Origin of the sequence: Pseudoalteromonas piscicida, assembly GCF_002744175.1 — a bacterium.
Taxonomy (GTDB): Bacteria; Pseudomonadota; Gammaproteobacteria; order Enterobacterales; family Alteromonadaceae; genus Pseudoalteromonas; species Pseudoalteromonas piscicida_B.
This window is the reverse complement of the sequence record NZ_NKHF01000036.1, coordinates 1-21,422: the sequence shown is the minus strand read 5'-3', so window position 1 is coordinate 21,422 and position 21,422 is coordinate 1. Positions and strand designations below refer to the sequence as shown.

At 44.8% G+C, this 21,422-nt stretch carries 16 protein-coding genes; 11 read left to right on the top strand and 5 right to left on the bottom strand.

Going from position 1 to position 21,422, the window contains the following annotated elements; all coding sequences use genetic code 11:
• Positions 1–4: 4 nt before the first annotated feature.
• The 5 genes from CEX98_RS07915 to CEX98_RS07895 all read right to left on the bottom strand — a co-directional run bounded on the left by CEX98_RS07915 (position 5) and on the right by CEX98_RS07895 (position 6,956).
• The gene (locus tag CEX98_RS07915) at positions 5–316 is read right to left on the bottom strand and encodes an antibiotic biosynthesis monooxygenase family protein (RefSeq protein WP_099641553.1); all 312 of its coding nucleotides are present in this window, start codon (positions 314–316) and stop codon (positions 5–7) included.
• A 237-nt stretch (positions 317–553) separates the two neighbouring features.
• Positions 554–2,257 carry a HEAT repeat domain-containing protein gene (locus tag CEX98_RS07910; protein ID WP_099641552.1) on the bottom strand — a complete coding sequence of 568 codons (1,704 nt, stop codon included), beginning with the start codon at positions 2,255–2,257 and terminating at the stop codon, positions 554–556.
• Positions 2,254–4,107, bottom strand: a complete 1,854-nt coding sequence (locus CEX98_RS07905; RefSeq protein ID WP_099641551.1) for a hypothetical protein — start codon at positions 4,105–4,107, stop codon at positions 2,254–2,256. Before CEX98_RS07905 ends, CEX98_RS07910 begins: the two co-directional genes overlap by 4 nt.
• 385 nt (positions 4,108–4,492) lie before the next feature.
• The gene (locus CEX98_RS07900) at positions 4,493–5,704 is read right to left on the bottom strand and encodes a M24 family metallopeptidase (RefSeq protein ID WP_099641550.1); all 1,212 of its coding nucleotides are present in this window, start codon (positions 5,702–5,704) and stop codon (positions 4,493–4,495) included.
• 16 nt (positions 5,705–5,720) lie between these two features.
• Positions 5,721–6,956: an NAD(P)/FAD-dependent oxidoreductase gene (locus tag CEX98_RS07895; protein ID WP_099641549.1), complete on the bottom strand. Its 1,236-nt coding sequence runs from the start codon at positions 6,954–6,956 to the stop codon at positions 5,721–5,723.
• A gap of 228 nt (positions 6,957–7,184) precedes the next feature.
• On the opposite strand from CEX98_RS07895, the gene CEX98_RS07890 reads away from it, so the two are divergent.
• The 11 genes from CEX98_RS07890 (at position 7,185) to CEX98_RS07840 (ending at position 21,376) form a co-directional block, all read left to right on the top strand.
• A complete protein-coding gene (locus CEX98_RS07890; RefSeq protein WP_099641548.1) occupies positions 7,185–8,099 on the top strand; it encodes a dihydrodipicolinate synthase family protein in 915 nt (304 codons plus the stop codon).
• Positions 8,100–8,103: 4 nt separating this feature from the next.
• Entirely contained in the window at positions 8,104–9,105 is a 1,002-nt protein-coding gene (locus tag CEX98_RS07885; protein WP_099641547.1) for a 4-hydroxyproline epimerase, read from the top strand.
• 32 nt (positions 9,106–9,137) lie between these two features.
• Entirely contained in the window at positions 9,138–10,634 is a 1,497-nt protein-coding gene (locus CEX98_RS07880) for an aldehyde dehydrogenase (NADP(+)) (protein ID WP_099641546.1), read from the top strand.
• A 139-nt stretch (positions 10,635–10,773) separates the two neighbouring features.
• Positions 10,774–11,439, top strand: a complete 666-nt coding sequence (locus CEX98_RS07875; protein ID WP_099641545.1) for a GntR family transcriptional regulator — start codon at positions 10,774–10,776, stop codon at positions 11,437–11,439.
• A 273-nt stretch (positions 11,440–11,712) separates the two neighbouring features.
• Positions 11,713–13,608, top strand: coding sequence for a propionyl-CoA synthetase (locus tag CEX98_RS07870; RefSeq protein WP_099641544.1), 1,896 nt, complete (start codon positions 11,713–11,715; stop codon positions 13,606–13,608).
• Positions 13,609–14,066: 458 nt separating this feature from the next.
• Positions 14,067–15,335, top strand: a complete 1,269-nt coding sequence (locus CEX98_RS07865) for an efflux RND transporter periplasmic adaptor subunit (RefSeq protein ID WP_099641543.1) — start codon at positions 14,067–14,069, stop codon at positions 15,333–15,335.
• Between the two features lie 41 nt (positions 15,336–15,376).
• The gene (locus CEX98_RS07860) at positions 15,377–16,072 is read left to right on the top strand and encodes an ABC transporter ATP-binding protein (protein ID WP_099641542.1); all 696 of its coding nucleotides are present in this window, start codon (positions 15,377–15,379) and stop codon (positions 16,070–16,072) included.
• A gap of 9 nt (positions 16,073–16,081) precedes the next feature.
• Positions 16,082–17,443: an ABC transporter permease gene (locus CEX98_RS07855; protein ID WP_099641541.1), complete on the top strand. Its 1,362-nt coding sequence runs from the start codon at positions 16,082–16,084 to the stop codon at positions 17,441–17,443.
• Positions 17,444–17,445: 2 nt separating this feature from the next.
• Complete coding sequence (locus tag CEX98_RS07850; RefSeq protein WP_099641540.1) at positions 17,446–18,666, top strand: ABC transporter permease; 1,221 nt, start codon at positions 17,446–17,448, stop codon at positions 18,664–18,666.
• Positions 18,667–18,722: 56 nt separating this feature from the next.
• Positions 18,723–20,042, top strand: coding sequence for a sigma-54-dependent transcriptional regulator (locus CEX98_RS07845; RefSeq protein ID WP_099641539.1), 1,320 nt, complete (start codon positions 18,723–18,725; stop codon positions 20,040–20,042).
• The gene (locus tag CEX98_RS07840) at positions 20,039–21,376 is read left to right on the top strand and encodes a sensor histidine kinase (protein ID WP_099641538.1); all 1,338 of its coding nucleotides are present in this window, start codon (positions 20,039–20,041) and stop codon (positions 21,374–21,376) included. The genes CEX98_RS07845 and CEX98_RS07840 overlap by 4 nt, the downstream gene beginning before the upstream one ends.
• The last annotated feature ends 46 nt before the right edge of the window (positions 21,377–21,422 follow it).

The window sequence follows — 21,422 nt, the reverse complement described above, 5'->3', positions numbered from 1 at the left end:
AGCGCTAGAGGCTATATTCTCGTTCTACTTTGGCAATTCGAGTGGTATAGCTTTTATACCATTTTTTGTTGCCATTCTTTTGCGCCTCAATATGCTCAGCGTTGGCTTTCCACGCTTTGATTGCTTCTAGGTCTTGCCAATACGAAACCGTGATCCCAACTTCTTCACGAGCTGATTCTATACCTAAGAATCCAGGTTGTAATTGTGCAAGCTCTACCATTCTTGATGCGGTTTGGGCATACCCATCGTCGTCGTTGTTTTTGATATTGGTAAAAATCACGGCGTAATAAGGAGGGGGTGGGGTGTTTGCTATCATTGTTTAAGCGATGCTCCTGATTATAGGTAATTAGCTTATAGCAGTAAATGCAGGTCGAGATCAACCATAGTAAAAACTTTGTACAATAATGATTTTTCGTATAAAAAACAAAAAAGGGCCAAATGTTGTGGTGGCAACAATTGACCCGGCAAATGGCTATTGATTGTTTGCGTTCTGCTTATACCAAATGTGTTAAGTAAATGAGCTATTTCATCCTGCAAATAGTAGAGAATTAATTCAGTTGGTATTACTGTGCAAAAGATTAACAATGGCTTCAAAATTACGTCTTGAGTGCTCTTGTTGTAGTGCTTGACGTAAGGTGGCTTTAATCCCTTCACTTTTTTGTTGGTTTGACAGCGCCTTAATCGCGGCATAGCGAATAGCTTCATCGCTATTATTTACAGCAAAGTTCAATACTGAGTCACTCACATTGGCCGTCATTTGATAGTGACCCAATGCGGTAATTAACGCTTTGGTGTTGCGACCTGAATGCGCGCTAAGGTGAGACTCAAGCTCTCGGTAAGCGTCTCTACTCTGTACCATACCCAGTGCGCGGATCGCTGCCTTTTCTATTCTCGCATTACTATTTTGCAAGTAATCGTCAATGAAGGGGACATGTGAATTATTACGGCTATTACCCAGAGCGGTAATAAGATCAGCGGTTTTATTGTCGTTATCACTTAGCGTAATATGCTCGACAATAGCTTGGTCTAACCGGCTAGCTGCCGCTGAGTTACTGCGGTTGTTGAGAATAATACCCAGCGTCATATAAAAACTAGAGACAACCTCAGGATCGGCGCTAAGAAACCCATCATTTAATAATGCAATTAGCTGGTTGGCGGCGTTATCCGACAATGGGTTCTGCCCCTGAGTTAGCGCGCGTAGTGCCCGAAATTGCATTTGAGGTTTATTTTTGGTGTTTACCAATAATCCGCTGAGCAGATGTTGGCTTGCAGGCGTGTCTAATTGTCCTAAGGCATTGAACAATCTCATCTGCGCTTTATCGCTAATACGACTCGTTAAAATGACCGCACTTAGCTCACCTATCACGGCATCGAACTCTCGTAATAGCAACGCTAGGGTATGGGCGTCAATTTGACTGATGTCTTGCTCTGTTACTAAGGCTAAGAGCCGTTTAGTGAGTGCACTTTTTTCCGCGTCACTCAATTGCATGTCGGCTTTTGGCCACTGCAATAGGTCGTTATCCATCATAAACAGTGAAGTTGGAAACGCTTGCGTTACTTTCGTAATGTCGAAATCTTGCTGTGAATGAAATTTAAGATCAGTTCCAGAGAGTTCCAATGATTCAGCGCCAGCGCGCTTATCTAAAAAACACGCAGAGGGAATGATCTCTTGCGCCGAATTGAGCACGTTAACAGAGGAAAAAGTACTCAGGGTATTTGGGTCTTTTAGTTCATAGCTTAATTTAGAAAAGAGCAATGCGGTGCCATTAGCTGTTGCCACAGGTTTGTAGCGCGCACGATATTCTCCTAAATTATCCCGCTCTGGTTTTATCTTTGAGTTACCATTTTGGTACTGCAAGAAAAATGCTAACCCTTTAAGCTGTTCTTGCGCTTGCAAAGATAAATGATGAGAAAAATAAAACTCAGTGATAAGCCCGCTATTATCTAACTTAAACGCAAAAGGCAGCTCATATTGTGGCAGTGGGGTACTATCGCCTTCAGATAGCGCTACCACATTGTCGGCTTTAATTGCCCACCAATTTTGCTCAGCGCCTTTGGTTACCGATAACACAGAAAGCTGTCCGGCCAGTTCAATTTCGGTTTGTTGCGCACTGTGGTTTAACTTGCTGTAATTAAAACTGGTAGCGGTTTTGATATTAAAGCTAAATTGAGGCTGACAAAGTGCTGCGCTGGCTGACAAGCTGAGTAGCGCCAACCAAGGCGCTACACAAATGCCTAATAGGCTTGGACGTATCATAGGTCGATTTCGTCCTCTTTAGAGTACAATGTCCATGATTTATTAAATACACTATTGGTTTGGTATAACCAAAGGTCGTAGCGATTGGTTTTCTTCCCACATGGGTAGGGAATACCCCATTTTTTACACCATTTTACCCCGATCGTCTCGGCGTAGAGCCCAAACTTACCAGAGATAACATCCAAATCATTTTTTAGATCAAGGGCGTAATAAATGTGTGGACGGCTATTATCGTTACTTGCTAGCGCAAAGCCTGCGTTTGACTCGAGAGAAAAGACATTATCAATTAAGGTTAGAATGGCTTGAACACCGGCAGAGGCGAGACCAATATTGATGCCGCCACGTCCAAAAGCACCAAAGCCGACTGTAAATAGCTCACCTTCAGCATACAGTTCAGCATTGTAGCCAACAGTTAAACCAAAGCCTAAGTTACCGTCAACACCAGCCTCGACATTCATAGGAATTGGTCCGATGGTAAAACGGGCTTGTGCAAGTACTTTTTCTTCTTCCCAGCTTTTCTCCCAGGATTTTTCATACTTATTGACATAGCTTTCGTCTTCAAACACCACATTATTAAAAATAACCATTTCCGACGCGTAGCCCGTGTTATTGCCGCTCACATAGGCACTACCATCATACGAAATACTAAATAAAGTATTTTGGGCATTGAAAAAGTATGCTTCAACCGTACCTTCCCCCGTGATCCTACCGCCAATATCTCCGGTAGGTACAATAAGGAGTTGACCATTGAGGTCAACGCCAACGCTAAACTTTGAACTATCGCCGTAAGATTTATCGTAGGTGCTTGCGAGCTTGATGTTTGCCAGTCCAATACTTGATTGGCGAATTGGCTGTTTTATTCCTGCGCTCTGTGGTGCCGGCTCATTATCCTCAGTGAAGAAGTAAAGTGGAATACTGGTTTCTATAATATTGTTGTCAGTGCGAGCTTCGGCGTTTTGTGCAAGATCGGTGAGTACAAAGCGAAATGCCAGCGTTTGCTCGGTATCGTTATTATATGACGCATACACTTGTTGCAGCAGTTGATCATCGAGTGCGATATCAAACCCTATGTGCTCGTCATGTAAGCCAGCAGTGAACTGATGAACGATGTTTTCTTCGTAGCTTTGAGAGACTGCATTCCAAAAATGGGTTGGTTGCCAATTGCCGTTTATAAGCACTTCGGCTGTGATATTCGCTGCGCCAAGGTTATTACCCTCATAGTCGGCTTCGAGAAAGCCCACTACATCTGAATGGTGATGGCTAGTTCCGTTATTTGTTGTTGGTGGCTCAAGGATCAACGCTGTTTGACCAAACTCGGCAGCAAGTAATTTATAGTCATGACTCTCTTGAACTCGAACATGAATGTCGGCAAATGGAAAATCACCTTCAGAGAACGGCTCATGATCAACAGAAGGGTGGTTATCATCTTCAATGTCTTCTGAGTGGTCATCATGTGGGTCTATTTGCGCAATGATGTGATAATGACCACCAATGAGTTGGTTTGGAATGGTAATTTCCGTCTCAAAATTATGCAGGCCTGTGCTCACCTGAGAGAGCTCGAGTGCGGCCACTTTGTGCACTTCTTCTATTTCGACTTCATCACCGCTTTGCTCATCTAGTTCGCTTGCGTGAATAAGATAAAAGTGCACGTCAACATCAATATTTTCAAACCCTGATATATTAACATCATAATAGGTTTTGATGGTTTGGTTCGGCTCCAGTGTATCTAACGGTCCTGTGGAAATCTTAGTGATTGCGATATTGTTAGGTGCTTTGCTGTTGTCTAAATCACAGCCCGATAGGGTGGCTGCCATTGCGGCGCTGAGTAAAATAGGGGTAAGCCGATTCATCCAAGGTACTCTTTATAGGTCTATTATCACTTAATGCTATCTTTTGATTATGGATCAAAAGTGGAGGTTAGCTACAAAAAAGAAGGGCTTGAACAGTAAAAGCGTCGTTTGGCAACGACCTAAACGTGAATGGAACCCTTGTGCAATTCATGTTTTAACTAAATCAACGAAATATATTACTTAACCTGAGTTTTGGCTATGGAATAGTATAATTCATTGTTTTTAAGTTTAAATTTAATTGTTTTCTTATCTAGCCAGCCAGTTTTGTGATTGCACCACTTCCGCGTTCAACCTTTAGATAAGAGAGTTCACCTCCAATAAGCGGCTATTGGAAGTAAATTCAACGCCGTTAGCGTCAAACCTACCCCCTCAAATTGAGCTGGTATTACTTAGTTGCGAATGGGTCATCGATAGCATGGGCAGGTTCGGTAAACCAACGCGGACCATCGTCGGTCATATAAAAATGGTCTTCCAAGCGAATGCCAAATTCATCGGGAACCACAAGCATAGGCTCATTTGAAAAACACATTCCAGCGGCAAGCGGCTCTGGGTTGTCTTTGACTAAATAAGGCCATTCGTGGATATCCAGACCAATGCCATGTCCGGTACGGTGCGGACAGCCTGGTAATTGGTAATCTGGGCCTAATCCGTTGCTGGCAATATACTCTCTCGCGGCTTTATCTACGGCACCACAGGTAGCGCCAATCTTAGCTGCATTAAAGGCGGCAATTTGCGCTTGCTTTTCAATTTGCCAAACGGACTTTTGCTTTTCGCTGGCCTCGCCAAAAACATACGTACGGGTAATATCACTAAGGTAGCCATGGAGTTTACAGCCAGTGTCGATTAGAACTACATCGCCTTTTTTGAGCGTTTGTGGATTTTTTACACCATGTGGGAATGACGACGCCACCCCAAATAGCACAATACAAAAATAGTTGCCCGGTGCTCCCACTTTTTTGTGTGCATCGTTAATGAAAGCTTCAACCTCTGTGGTTGTGATCCCTTCATAGAGCATAGAAGCCGTTGCTTTATGTACAGCAAGCGTCATGTCCATTGCGCGTTGAATAAGGGCTATTTCATTGGCCGATTTATGCATTCTGCAATGGGCGGTTACTGCCTTTGCATTGATAAGCGAAAGCTCAGATGCCGCGAGTCTGATCCCATCAGCAACAAAAAACGCAGTGCTTTCGTCAATGGCGAGTGTGCCTGTGCTATCAATATTGAGTGTGTTAAGTACGTTTGCGACGAGCTCGTAAGGAGACTCTTCTTCCTGCCATGCATGAATAGGGCCCTCAATCAGCCAATAATCCTTAATGGAGCCTATTTCAAAAAACGGGACGATAAACTGAACTTGTCCATGTGCAGGTAAGATTGCACCTACCAAACGCTCACTGGCGTACCATTGCAAACCCGTAAAGTATTTTAAATTTGTACCAGCATTTAAATAGAGTGCATCAATGTTGTTCTGCTGCATATATTGTTGAGCTTTCTCTATTCTTGCTAAATACTCGCTTTCGCCAATTGGCGCTACGCCTTTGGTCATATCTTCTAAGTTATCTAGCGCTTGCTGCGCACTTTGGTATGCAATACCTTTCATTTTTTGTGATCCTTAGCTAATTAAATCGAGCAATACTAAAAGGAGTAAGATCGATGTCGTTGGGCTTGTTGTCAATCAGATCTGCGATACATTCACTTGAAATTGCGGCTTGGGTCAGTCCTAAGTGCTGATGGCCTAGGGCAAAATAAAGGTTGTGATGATTTGGTGCAGGTCCAATCACAGGTAAATAATCTGGGAGTGAAGGACGACAGCCAACCCATAGCGTTTCACTATGTTGTGGCAGAGGCTGCCTTAATAAAATACTTGCATGATGCAATAATGCGCGAGCACGGCTGTAATTGGGTTTGCTATCCAATGCAGCAAACTCGACAGTTCCGGCAAGTCTCAACCCTGTTGCCATTGGCGTCATAATAAATCCTCGTTCATTCGATGCGACGGGTCTTGCCAGTGTATTGTTCACTGTCAACATATTATGATAACCACGCTCAGCAATCATGGGCAGTGGGTAACCTAAAGATCCACAAAGGGTTTTACTCGCCACCCCTGTAGTTATAACAACTTTGTCGAAGGTCGTCTGGTGCTCTGCTGCATTAAGTATGTAGCCGTGCTCTGTTTGTGTAATCTTTTCGACTGCGCTTTGTTTGAATTCTCCTCCCAGTTGAATAAACAGTTCAAATAACGTTACACAAAGGGCATAAGGATCTGTACTGTGCGCCACTTTATCAAAATACAGTGCCCAGGTAATGGTACTTGATAGGCTCGGCTCCATTTCTCGGGCTTGATCACCGGTAAGTAAGCTGACCGAGATGTCTTGTTTGGCATATTTGTTATAGCTTTGGCGCGCTGAGCTTTCGTCACCTTCAAATACCAGTAAACTGCCGTTGCTAGATATAAGTGTATGATATTTATCACCAAGTAATCGCTGATATGCGGGTAGTGCGCGTTCATTTAGACTTCTGAGAGCACTTGTTCCAGTTCGGAAACAGCGACTTTTCATTTGCGTTAAGAATCGTACGAACCAGGGAATATTCTTGAGTAGGGAGGTTGGCTCAATACGCAAGGGCCCCACTGGATCAACTAACATGCCAGGTACCTTTGTTAGCAAAGTTGGATCTGCCATAGGAAATACTTGTTCGGTGGCAAAATGTCCTGCGTTACCTTTAGAGCAGCCCTCTGCTGGGCGGCTTTTATCAAACAGAGTGACGGCGTGACCTCGTCGAGCCAGCTGTAGCGCCATCGTGATCCCAATGATCCCTGCGCCAATCACTGCAATTTTATTATTATTTTCCACAGCTTACCTCATGCTTCTAAATTGTATCTCTTCCTAGCCACATGAGTAATGGCAAAGAGTACCGACATTTAAAAAATTTACTTTAATTAAATCAGTTAATTAGATTTCTATTACCTAGTCATTTTATGAGAGAAATAAAAATTCCCCGTTTTGAATATTGATTATTGTATACAATATACCTATTATGGCAAGCACAATAACTAAACAACCTAAGAAAAGGCGAGAACCATGAAGGTAAATTGGCAGGGTGTATATCCAGCAGTAACCACTCAATTCCATGACGATGAAAGTATCAACTTTGACACCACCACCGCGATGATAGATAACCTGATCAACGAAGGGGTTCATGGCATCATAGTATTAGGCACCGTAGGTGAAAACTGCTCTCTTACGGCAGACGAGAAACGCCAAGTCTTAAAAGCCGCAAGAGAGGTAGTTGGTGATAGGGTGCCACTGCTAAGTGGTGTAGCAGAAACCACAACCGCACTTGCTGTTGAATTTGCTAAGGATGCTGAAGCGCTCGGTATAGATGGACTGATGGTATTACCAGGAATGGTTTATCGCTCAACTGAGCGCGAAGCGATCCATCATTACCAACAGGTAGCGCGAAGCACGGCATTACCTATTATGATTTATAACAATCCGGTGACCTACGGTGTCGATGTGTCTATTGAAGGCATGAAAACCTTAGCTGACGAGCTCAATATTGTTTCCGTAAAAGAAGCAACGGAAGATACCCGCCGGATAAGTGAGCTTTTTAGCGCCTTTGGCGATCGCTACGTGGTATTTGGTGGTGTTGATGATATTGCACTAGAGAGCCTAATGTTGGGCGCGACGGGTTGGATCTCGGGGTTGACCAATGTATTTCCACGCGAGTCGGTGGCTATTTATAAACTTGCTGAACAAGGCCGCTATGAAGAAGCACGCGAGCTGTGGCGTTGGTTTTTACCTTTACTACGCTTAGATACTATTCCCACACTGGTGCAATGCATTAAATATGCAGAACAATTAGCTGGACGCGGTAGTGAAGTGACTCGCGCTCCAAGATTACCTCTTACCCAAGAAGAAAAAGCTTATGTTAGTCGCTTGTTCGATGAAGCGATGGCAAGTCGTATTGACTTAAGTAAATATAACTTGGACTAAGCGTATGATTTTAGGCACCTACTATTGTATTGATGGCCACACCTGTGGCAACCCCGTGCGCTTGGTCACAAGCGGTCATCCAACGCTTTTGGGCGAGAGCATGAGTGAAAAGCGCCAACATTTTTTACGTGACTACGATTGGATAAGGCGCGCACTGATGTTTGAGCCCAGAGGCCATGACATGATGTCGGGTGCCTTTTTATACCCACCGACCACTGCTGATGGGGATGTGGCAATCCTATTTATCGAAACCTCAGGGTGCTTGCCTATGTGTGGGCATGGCACTATCGGGACAGTCACTTTTGGCCTTGAAAGCGGCCTTATTACCCCAAGGGAATATGGTGTACTCAAACTTGATACTCCAGCGGGACGAGTGAATGCCTATTATGAGATGAAGGCAGGTAAAGTGTCTTGGGTAAAGCTCTATAATGTGCCGGCATTTTTGGCATATCAAACCATGCCTGTCCACGTTGATGGGCTAGGAGAGCTCATCGTTGATATTGCCTATGGCGGCAACTTTTACATTATTGTGGAGCCTCAAAGTCGATTTGCCGGTGTGGATCAAAGCTGTGCCGCAGACCTACTGGCGTGGAGCCCTAAAGTACGGGCGGCAGTTAATGCGCAAATAAACCCTGTTCACCCTGAAGACTCGACCGTATGTGGTGCCTCCCATGTGTTATGGACAGGCGCGCCACAACATCCAGATAGTCATGCGGCCAACGCAGTATTTTATGGCGATAAAGCGATTGATAGGTCGCCTTGCGGCACTGGTACAAGTGCACGAATGGCACAGTTGTTTGCAAAAGGATTGCTAAAAGAGGGCGATACTTTTGTTCATGAGAGCATCATAGGCAGCCAATTTATCGGCAAGGTTGAAGGTATCACTGAAGTTGCGGGAAAAGCCGCAATTCTGCCAAGTATTCAAGGCTGGGCACGCCAAACGGGGAGTAACTGCATCACTGTAGATGACGAAGATCCGTATGCATTTGGTTTTCAAGTGCTCTAGCCGTTAAGACTGAAAGAAAACAGGAGCTAACAATGAATTTATCAGGAAAGAGCTACATCAACGGTGCGTGGCAAGCCGCACAAACGGCATCAACGTTTTACGCGTTTTGCCCCGCAACCAATGAACCGTTAACGCAAGCATTTTTTAACGCCAGTGAAGCACAAGTAGAAGAAGCCACTAATGCAGCGGAGCAGGCTTTTAAGGCTTACCGTAAAACCTCGATGACTGCTAGAGCAGAATTTTTAGAGACCATAGCCCAAGAAATTCTCGCCTTAGGTGATGAGCTAATAACCACCACAATGGCAGAAACTAACCTGCCAAGGCCTAGGCTTGAGGGCGAGCGTGGCCGCACGGTAAACCAATTAAACGCATTTGCCGCAGCGCTGAGAGATAACCTAGCAGAGCTCAGTCTAGATAAAGAAGAGCAAGCCGACCCAAATCGCACGCCGCTGCCTAAGCCAAAAACACAGCTTAAGCATATTCCTATTGGCGTTGTTGCGGTGTTTGGTGCATCAAACTTCCCTTATGCTTTCTCAACGCTCGGAGGCGATACCGCAGCTGCTTTAGCCGCTGGCTGCCCTGTGGTGTATAAAGGTCATCCAGCACATCCAGCAACGTGTGAACTAATGACTAAAGCTATTGCCACAGCAATAAGCAAGTGCGATATGCCCAGCGGGGTGTTTTCTATGTTGCAAGCGAAAGCTTACGATGTCGCACATTGCCTGGTTAAAGCCGAGCCTATCAAAGCGGTTGGATTTACAGGCTCCTTTGGCGTTGCAAAAGCATTGCAAGACACCATCACGAAGCGTCATGAGCCTATCCCACTCTACGGTGAGCTTGGCAGCGTAAACCCGCAAATTGTTTTACCTGAAAAAATACAGTCGCAAGGTGCAGAGCTTGGTGCACAATTTGTCCAGTCTTTACTGATGGGCAATGGTCAATTTTGTACTAGCCCCGGTATTTGGTTGGTGCCAAGCAATCATTCACAAACATTTATCGAGACGGCTAAGCAAAATATTAGCGCAGCGCCTTCTGATACCTTATTGACTCCAGGCATTTTAAAAGCTTATCAAAACAGCATCGCGGTGCTAAAAGCACACCCTCAGGTCACCTTATTAAGCGCTGGTGAGCAAGCACAGTCGTTTCACGCCAGCGCCCATTTGTTCTTTACGGATAGTGAAAGTTTTACAGCCGACGTAAGGCTTAAAGAGGAGGTCTTTGGCCCAAGTGCTTTAGTGGTGAGCTATGACAACTTAGCGCAGCTTGAAGACTTAATCGCAGACTTAGATGGACAGCTCACCGCCAGTATTCATGGCACTGAGTCTGACCTACATCAAGCCGAAGATATTATAGAGGCGTTACAATACCGCGTAGGTCGATTGATTTACGGGCAAATGCCAACGGGCGTTGAAGTGTGTGCCACCATGAACCATGGTGGCCCGTTTCCGTCATCAACCGATGTACGTTCTACATCGGTAGGGTTAGAAGCGCTGAAACGATTCGTAAGACCAATTTGTATACAAAGTTAAGCAAACCAAGCCCATAGTACTGCTATGGGCTTTTTTATTCAGACCTAATTCGCACATCAAACTTATATACTCGACAAACATGCAATTTGAACTCAGATACGTTTATAATGAGTTCATAAAACAATAATTACTAAAGACTATGGCGATTGTACATAAAACTCGAACTCAATTAGTTGCTGAAGCAATTCGTGAAAAAATCCTCACTGGCGAAATCAAAGCGGGCGAGCCGCTGAGGCAAGCCGCGCTAGCAGATGAGTTAAATGTAAGCCGTATTCCCGTTAGAGAAGCACTCCTGCAACTAGAAGCCGAAGGCTTAGTGAACTTTGAAGCGCACAAAGGTGCGACGGTCACGCGCTTAAGTGCCGAGCAAATCGATGAAATATTTGATCTACGGGCATTGTTAGAAGCCGAGCTGTTACGTCACTCAATCGACAAGTTAACCGCACGCGACCTGCTAGAAGCTGAAGCCATCTTAGCCGAGCTTGAAGAAGCAATGGCCGCTGGCGATACACAGCTGGCAACTGGTAAGCTTAATGCCGAATTTCACAGCAAACTCTACAGCAAAGCGCAGCGTCCACAAACTCGTGAGCTGGTGGATGTGTATAGTAAAAACTCCGAGCGCTACGTGCGTATGCACATCCTACTTGCTGGCGGCATAAAAACCGCACCAGAGGAACACCGCCAGCTATTAGAATTATGCCGCGATAAAAATACCGACGGAGCTTGTGACTTTTTGAAAAAACATATCACCGGCGCAAAAGATGATATTAAAGCGCTGCTGCTAAAGCTTGAAAGCGAGCAGTAGGTAAATTTGGTTGTATAGGTCCTAGTGGATTTCTGAATAATAGTCATATCTATTCTCATGGCTATTGTTCAGGACGCTGTGATTACATTTATATCAAATTAGAAAAACAAGTGCTCATTAACACCCGTAGTAGAGGCTGCTCCTTACCCAAACATAATCATATCTAAGCCCCCAACTTTGATCTATATCATCCTCGCAAGACTAAAGTCTCATCAAAACTTGGCGGTTTTTTATCTATCTTTACTAAGTTCCAGAGAAACTGAGTAACTTATTATGACAACAACAACTTATCAACAGGCATATCAAACATTTTCCCAAGACCCAGAGGCATTTTGGCTTAAAGAAGCGGCACGACTTGATTGGCATACGCCACCAAAAGTCGGACATAACCAAGACCAAGAGGGGCTGAGTCATTGGTTTAGTGATGGTTTGATGAATACCAGCTATTTGGCACTTGACCATCATGTACACCAAGGCCGAGGCGAGCAAACTGCATTAATTTATGACTCGCCGGTGACCAGTACCAAACGCAAAATTAGCTATGGCGAGTTGCTCTCTCAAGTCAGCCATTTTGCAGCTGGCTTAAATCAACTTGATGTAAGTGTAGGTGATAGGGTGGTAATTTATATGCCCATGGTGCCAGAGGCGGTCGTTGCTATGCTTGCATGTGCGCGCGTGGGTGCTATTCATTCGGTGGTGTTCGGCGGTTTTGCACCTCATGAGCTTGCGGTGAGAATAGATGATGCGAAACCAAAACTGGTGATCAGTGCGTCTTGCGGAATTGAAATAGGCCGCACTATTGAATACAAACCTATGTTGGATGAAGCTTTGTCGTTGGCAAAACATCAAGTAGAGCATTGCATAGTGTTGCAGCGTGAAGCATACCAAGCACAAATGTCGTCGCCAAGAGACTTAGATTGGACGGTGGTGGCAAACACGCCTGAATCCTTTGATGCCGTGCCCTTACCAAGCACGCATCCGCTTTATATTTTGTATACCTCTGGCACCACGGGTACACCCAAAGGAGTAGTGCGAGAGCAGGGCGGCCACGCTGTAGCATTAAACTACAGTATGAAAACCGTTTACGGCATGGAGCCCGGAGAAGTGTTTTGGGCAGCATCCGACATTGGCTGGGTTGTGGGGCATTCTTATATTGTTTATGGCCCACTGATTTATGGTTGCACCAGCGTATTATACGAAGGAAAACCGATTAAAACCCCAGACGCAGGGGCGTTTTGGCGGGTGGTTGAAGAATATCAAGTGGCAGCACTCTTTAGTGCGCCCACGGCATTTCGTGCCATTAAAAAAGAAGATCCAAGCGCAGCGCTTTTGGCTAACTACAACACCAGCAGTCTAAAAACGCTATTTTTAGCTGGTGAACGACTCGACCCTGCCACCTACGACTGGTTACAGTCCACTACAAAGCTGCCGGTAATCGACCACTGGTGGCAAACCGAAACGGGTTGGGCAATTGCATCTAACCCAGTTGGAATTGAATTGATGCCTACAAAGGCCGGTAGTGCCACTGTTCCCACGCCCGGCTATCAAGTTGAGATCCTTGATGTGGACGGCAGTCCATGTGAAGCCAATCAACAAGGTGTTGTTGCGGTGAAATTACCACTTCCTCCCGGTTGTTTAACCACTATTTGGAATAACACGGTGCGCTTTAAAGGCAGTTACTTATCACAATACCCCGGTTATTATCTCTCTGGTGATGGCGGGTATTTTGATGAAGACGGCTACCTTTTTATTATGGGCCGCACCGATGACGTAATAAACGTAGCCGGACATAGACTGTCAACCGGTGAAATGGAAGAAATCGTTGCTGGCCACAATGCAATTGCAGAATGCGCGGTATTCGCCGGTAAAGACGAGCTAAAAGGCCAAGTACCGATAGCCATGGTGGTATTAAAAGATGGCGTAAACACCACTGAAACGGCCATTGCAGAGGAAATAAGAAGCCTGATCCGCGAAAAAATCGGCGCGATTGCCTGTCTTAAAACCATTAAAGTGGTTGAGCGTTTACCCAAAACCCGTTCGGGTAAAATTCTCCGAAAGAACCTGCGCCAGCTGGTGGACGGAGAAGACATTATCGTACCATCTACCATTGACGATCCCGCTATTATTGAAGAGCTAAAGCAATTGTGGGATGTGAGCCAACACCAATAGTCTATTTGATGTTAGCTCACATCCACCCCGCGATATTTTGAGCGTATTTCGGGTAGGAGCGGGTTCACCCCGCGATATTTTGAGCGTATTTCGGGTAGGAGCGGGTTCATCCCGCGATTTTTCGAGCGTATTTGTGGTAGGAGCGGGTTCACCCCGCGATCTTTTGAGTGTATATCAGGTAGTAGCGGGCTTAACTCGCGATCTTTTGAGCGTATTTCAGGTAGGAGCGGGTTCATCCCGCGATCTTTTGAATACAGCTCCCCCCAAAAATCCACTATCACAATAACCCACCACAACCAACCTTGTCCGCAAACTGTCCGGTGTCCGTCCAAGCCATCTCAATAAAACCGACAAATTATATAAATTTCATATAAAACAATAAGATAAATTCTGGCACGCTACTTGTTATTAACTACCCATAATAATCGCGGACACCAACTTGTCCGCAGGGAGGTAGCATGATTAAAGATACAAGTGCGCAAGACAAACAAATTGCAAAAAAGCGAACCATAAAAAAGCCGGTGATTGCTTTGTTGGCTGTTGGCATCACCTTAGGTGGATTAACCAGTGCTTGGCCAAGCATTAACACCATTCTATCAGCAGAGCAGACCGTGTCGCGGGAGCAAGTACGTCTTGCCACGGTGGTAAGAGGTACTATCAGCGAAGATATTCGCGTTGAAGGTCGTACGCTGGCGGCGAATAACCCAGACCTATACGCCATTGCATCGGGCACAGTAACACTAAACGTTAAACCTGGTGATGCTATTAAGGCGGGACAAACGTTACTAAGCATAGACAGTCCGGAGTTGACTAACCGTTTATTACAAGAAGAAGCCACGTTTGAACGCTTACAAACTGAAGTTGAGCGTCAACGGATCTCAATTAAACAGCAGCTACTCGATACTAAACAACGCATGGAAATGGCGAAAGTAGACCTAGAAGCCGCCGAGCGAGAAATGGCGCGTTCAAAAGAAAGCATCGAAAAACAAATTATCTCAAAGTTAGAATTTGAGCAGTCAATGGTTGAGCTCAAACGCGCACAGCTTCAAGAGCAGCATGCCATTGAATCGTTAAAACTTGAGCAAGAGCGACTCGCGTTTGAGCTTAAAAGCAGCGAGCTGAGCCTAACCAGACAACAGCATATTCTAGAAGAAGTGCAGCGTCAGGTAGCCGCACTTAATATTATTTCGCCGTTATCAGGTATTGTTGGTACGGTGCATGTCCAACAAAAGCAGTTTGTACAGCGAGACGCCGCATTAATATCACTGGTTGACCTTTCTGAGCTCGAAGTTGAAGCGCAGATCCCAGAAATCTATGCTGAAAACCTTGGTGTCGGCATGGCTGCGGAAGTATTTATTAATCAATACCAATACCGAGCTAAACTGGTTGCTATTTCTCCTGAAATTGAGGCCGGTCGCGTCAGTGCTCGGGTACGCTTTGACGAGCAGCCAAGCGGCCTTCGCCAAAATCAAAAGGTATCTACAAGAATTATCCTGTCGCAAAAGCAAGACGTGCTCAAAGTAAGGCGTGGCGCATTTGTTGAAACTGGTGCCGGGCGATTCACCTACGCGGTTGTCGGTGAACAGGCTGATCAAACACCAATTCAGCTAGGTGTAAAAAGTATTTCTGAAGTTGAGATTGTCGACGGCCTGAGTGAAGGGCAAGAAATCGTGATCTCAAGTTTAGATCCGTTCAATAACAAAGCGCGGGTATTACTCGGGAAGTAGCCCCATCTTGCGCACCGAATAAGAATGAGAAGGAATAGACAATGTTAAAGATGAATGAAGTAAGCAAAATTTACCGCACTGATCTCATAGAGACCCATGCGCTCAGTAATGTCAACTTAACCATTGAAGAGGGTGAGTTTATTGCGGTTACAGGGCCGTCAGGATCGGGTAAAACTACTTTTTTGAATATTGCGGGTTTATTAGAGCGTTTTGAGCGTGGTGACTATTTTCTAGATGGCGAAAACGTTGCCAGTCTTAACGATAAAAAGCTGTCACAGCTAAGAAACGAAAAAATTGGCTTTATCTTCCAAGGTTTTAACCTCATTAGCGATTTATCCTTGTACGACAACGTTGAAGTGCCGCTCATTTTTCGCGGGATCAAGGCCAGTGAACGTAAAAAGCGTATTGAAGAAGCCCTTGAGCTTGTTGGTCTTGCAAGCCGAATGAAGCACCATCCCGCTCAGTTAAGTGGTGGGCAACAGCAACGTGTTGCCATTGCCAGAGCATTGGCGGGTAAACCTCGATTCCTATTGGCGGATGAGCCAACGGGTAATTTAGACAGTTTAATGGCAAGACAAGTAATGGATTTACTACAAGAAGTGAATCAAGCAGGTACCACATTAATTATGGTAACGCATGACAATGAACTGGCAAGGCGAGCCGGTCGCAACATCCAAATTCTTGATGGTGAGCTAACCGACATCACTAAATCTCAGCTAACCGAACTGGCAGTATAGGAGCAGATAATGAAAGAGCTAATACTGTTAGCTTGGCAGGGGCTAAAACAAAAGCCCAAGCTGAGCGCATTGATGATTATTAACCTTGCGGTTGGGATCACCTTGATGTTGACGATGTCAGCGATTGTAAAACAAAGTAGTAGTGAAGTGATTGGTTATAAGGGCGATTACTTGTACACCGCAGGTTTGAACTTTTTTGACGGTGACCAAGACGTAGTTGATTTTAACCAATTTCCACGCTGGACTTATCAAGATGCGCAAGCGCTTAAGCAAGCTGAGCTGCCATATGAATCACTATCATTTAACTACACTACAGAGTTTATTGTGGGGCTGGCAGATAACTCAGTTAGGCCAATCAGTGTAGATGCTGCCAGTACCGACAGGCATATGTTTACTGTACTGGACGCGCCATTTATCTACGGTACGCCTTGGAGTGAGCAAAATGAACAAAGTGGTGAAGCGGTAGCCGTGATCAGTAAAAATGCCAACGACCATCTATTCGGGGGAACGAACTCTGTTGGGCAATTTATTCAAGTTCAAGGCGAACAATTACAAGTCGTGGGTGTGGTTGATTTAAGCAATTATAAACGTCGTTTCCAAGATTTGAGCTTTAGTAACAATTACAATCATGATGCTTTTATTCCATTGCAATATGCCTATGCGCAAAACTTTCCGAGAACAGGACAAGTAAGTTGTCGCACCAATGAATTGTACACCGCAACTAACCCACGTAGCGGCAGTATCGACATGTTGAAAAGCGCTGAATGTGGTTATTTGACGGTTTGGTTCCAGTACCAAGAAGACAAGAAGACGGCGCATCTTGCAGAACTAAAAACTTGGTTAAATAACTATATTGCAGATCAGCAGGCGGTAGGCCGTTTTCAACATAAGAATCTCACTGACTTTTATAGTATGGGCGAGCTGTATATTTTGATCCAACGCTTTATGGCGTGGGAAGCCATTTATCTGACTTTTTCATATTTATTATTTGGCATTTGTTTAGTGAACACGGTGGGGATCCTACTGGCCAAATTCCAAGCCAATCGCAAGCTTATTTCTCTTTACCGAGCCCTAGGTGCAAATCGTGGTGTGATCATGAAAATTCACTTTCTAGAAATTCTCATGCTCACAGTCGCCTCTGTGGTGCTTGGTTTTGTACTCGCATTTGCAGGACTTGAGTTGATGTTCCATTTGCGTATGTATCAGGCGGATTATATGGCACTTGCTGAGCAAGTACGGCAAATCTATCAGTTCGATGGCAAGTTGGCACTTTGGACGACTATTGGGATTTTCTTAGCGGTGGGTCTATCTGGGTTATATCCGGTATACCGCAGTAGTCGCGTATCACCAGCTGCAGAATTAAGGGGGTAATCATGGCGATTAAACATATTTTAAAGCTGATATTAAAGCAAAAGAGCATTTCATTGTTAATCATTCTGCAAATTGCTATTACTGTAATGATTGTCAGCAACACGGCCTTTATCAGCTATGCAACGCTACAAAATTGGTTGATCCCATCAAAGTTGGAAGAGCAGCAAATACTTAATGTGACGACGCGTGTATTTGATACCTCAGTAAACGTACAGTCACTTATCGAGAAGGATATTCAAGCGATTGAAAACCTACCGGGGGTTATCGCCGCATCTTATGCTGGTAGAGAACTTGTACTAAACAGCTTAGGTCCTGGGTGGACCATTTTTAAAGATACCCAACCAGAAACGGATTATAGCGTGTTCGGCTACTTTGGCTTAGATGAAAAGGGAGTTGATGTACTTGGACTTGAGCTCGTTGAAGGGCGCAGGTTTTATGCTAGCGAATTTATTAAAGGCGACGAGACTACAAAAAATGCCGGCGTTATTATGATAAGTGACGATCTTGCTTCGTCGTTATTTGGAGATAGCTCTGCTCTTGGAAAGTCGGTGTATATTTCAAGACAGCGTATTCCTCACCAAGTCGTTGGGGTATATAAAGGTAAAATGCTTGGTGAAGGTGCCACATATAGTCAACAACCCTACAATTCAGGAGTTGTACCTGAAGTCATTTGGGGTAACCGTCAGCGGGCCAATTATTTAGTGCGAGTTGAGGAAGGCGTATCTGAGCGCATTCTAGAGGAGGTAGAAACCGCGCTTTATCATTCAGAGGGCCGTATGGTGGAGCGAGTTGAATTTGTAGCGCGTGCTAAAAAGCGTTTGTGGGATGGCCGCAGTACCTTTGCCCTTACCATGGCAGGAATAAGCATCGTTGCCTGTGTGGTCACCGCGCTAGGGATCGTCGCGCTAGTTAGCTTTTCTGTGAGTCTTAGAAAGAAAGATCACGGAGTACTTCGTGCGCTAGGTGCATCTAAAGGTAAAGTGATGTGGTCTTTAATTAAAGAAAATACAATTTTAGTCTGTATTGGTTTAGTGCTAGGCTTTGGACTTTCTATTTTACTTTACTACTTCTTGATGAATAATGTGCGCGTGCAAAGTGTGGTAGAGATCCCGCTATTGATAGGGGTGGCTATATTTACTTGGTTTGTGAGTACAGTAGCGGTGTACTTACCAGCCAAAGAGGCCGCTAAGGTTTCACCGGCGCAAGTAACAAAATCGAGTTAATAAAAATAACAAAGCCCCGCAAGGGGCTAAATCAAAAGTAAGGATAATTGGCGTTCATGAGTGTATTGGTAATTGACGACAATCCGGATGTAATTCAAGCCATAAAAGTACTGCTGTTGCTTAATGATATTCAGTGTGAAGGCGTTACTTCTCCACAGCAAGGTTTAGAGATGGTACGCAGTAAACAGTTCGACTTGGTCATTCAAGATATGAACTTTACCCGAGACACCACCAGCGGTGCAGAGGGCAAAGCCCTGTATAAAGCAATCCGAGACTTAGAGCCAGATTTACCCATCATCTTACTGACAGCTTGGACAAATCTTGAAATGGCGGTGGAGCTTATTAAAGATGGTGCGGCAGACTACTTAGCCAAACCTTGGAAAGACCATAAACTCGTCACCTCAGTGAAAAACTTGCTCGAAATGCGAGAACTCCAAGAGCAAGTAAGTAGCGCCGCGAATCAGCGCAACGCCAGATTACAAAAGCTAAAAGCGCAATACGACCTGTGTGGTGTGGTAGTAGCCGATCCGGCCATGTTGAGCTTGCTTGAAATGGCGACGCAGGTTGCGCACTCCGACGCGCCAATTCTGATCACAGGACCAAACGGCGCTGGTAAAGAGAAAATTGCAGAAATCGTGCAAGCCAATAGCAGCTATAAACATAAACCCTTTATTAAAGTGAATGCGGGAGCCATTCCCGCGGACCTAATTGAGGCTGAGTTATTTGGGGTTGAAAGTGGTGCTTACACAGGCGCACAAAAAGCCAGAGCTGGGCGCTTTGAAGCCGCTGATGGTGGCACTTTGTTTTTGGATGAAATCGGCAACTTGTCTTTGGCAGGTCAGCAAAAGTTACTAAGGGTTTTACAAAGTGGTGAGTTTGAACGCGTTGGTAGCACGGTAACAAAAAGAGTAAATGTTAGGGTGATCAGTGCCACCAATAGTAATTTACCCGAGGCTATTCGAGCGGGGACTTTTAGAGAAGACTTGTACTATCGTATCAATATGATTGAGCTTAAATTGCCGCCACTATCTGAGCGAAAAGAAGATATTGCCGTGTTGGTGGATCACTTTTTGCCTAGCAATAAGACTTTGAGTAACGCAGCAATGAAGCAGTTAAAGCATCATACTTGGCCTGGAAACGTTAGGGAGCTTGAAAACACCATAGGTCGTGCTGTGCTATTAAGCTCAGGGCAAGAAATTGAGTGTGAGCATTTAGCAATTCAAACACCACAACATGAAGAGCCGCTTGAATATACACAAGCAGATATCGAAGCAGCATTAGACAGCGCTGATGGCGTAGTCAGTAAAGCCGCACGAAAGCTGGGGTTAAGCCGCCAAGCGCTTTACCGGAGAATGGAGAAATTTGGTTTAAAATGACTCTCTCACTTCAAGCAGTGGTGTCTGCATGCTTATTCGTATCACTATTGGTGTTTGCGGCAATGTTATGGCTTGCTGCTTCGTTTGCAATACCAATTACTCTGGCAATTCCAGTGGGGCTGCTTGTTGCAACGTTAGTTGGCATTGTCGGTATCAGTTACTTTTTCTCCCGCCAACAGCGGATCATAGACTGTTTAACGGATGGGATCCGCAGTTTTAAAGATCAAGACTTTTCGGTTCAAATTACCCATTTTGAAAGCATAGAAATGTCTGATTTAATTCTGGAATATAATCGTTTATCGACAACGCTAAAAAAACAGCGCCACGCCACTAGCCAAAGAGAGTTACTACTCGATACTATTTTGCAGGTATCACCGGTATCTATTTTATTACTCAACCAGTTTGACCAAGTGGTATATGCTAATGATAAAGCGGGAAAATTACTTAATAACAACAAGTCGTTAAGCGGCCTAGTACTTCATCATGCTATCGCGAATGCAGATCCTAAGCTGCAAACCATTTTGCTACAAAAAGAATCCGGGTTTGTGACCTTTCAAGCCAACGACGAAAAGCAGAGCTATTATTTTTCACGGCAGAGCATAACGCTCAACCACCAGCCGCATGTGTTGCTTATGTGTCAAAATCTATCAAGCGAAATGAGCCGCCAAGAGGTAGGGCTCTGGAAAAATGCCATCCGCCTAATTAGTCACGAACTCAATAATTCATTAGCGCCTATTTCTTCACTGACTAACTCCGCAAATACGATTGTTGAGCGCAGTGGTAAAGAACAAAACCATGCCCTGATCCAACTGCTTCCCGATATGTTGGCAACCATTAATCGCCGTACCGAGAACTTGAGTGAGTTTGTCGCTAAATATAGCGAGTTTGCAAGATTGCCAGCCCCCAATATTACCGAGCAAGCGCTGCAGCCTATTCTCGATACCGTTAATAAACTTTACGCTTTTACTTTGCTCGCTCCGCTCCCAGTTGAACGCGCTTTTTTTGACTCGGTACAGGTAGAGCAGGTACTCATAAACCTAATAAAGAATGCACACGAGTCAGGCTCAGAGGTAAGCGAAATAGGCGTAAAGCTGCTGGTTGACTATCAACGCCTGATAGTCGTAGTTGTTGACAGAGGCGCGGGAATGGAAGAAGAAAAGCTAGCAAACGCAGTACTGCCATTTTTCTCCACAAAACCAAGTGGTACAGGCATAGGGCTAAGTATTTGCAATGAAGTTGCCGTTGCCCATGGTGGACAACTTAAACTCTTTAATCGCGAAAAGGGCGGGTTAATGGTGCAATTTGATCTACCCCTCATTGCACCAAAAACGTAGTATTGTCATTGCACTAACCCATATCGAGTAGGAGCGGGTCATCCCA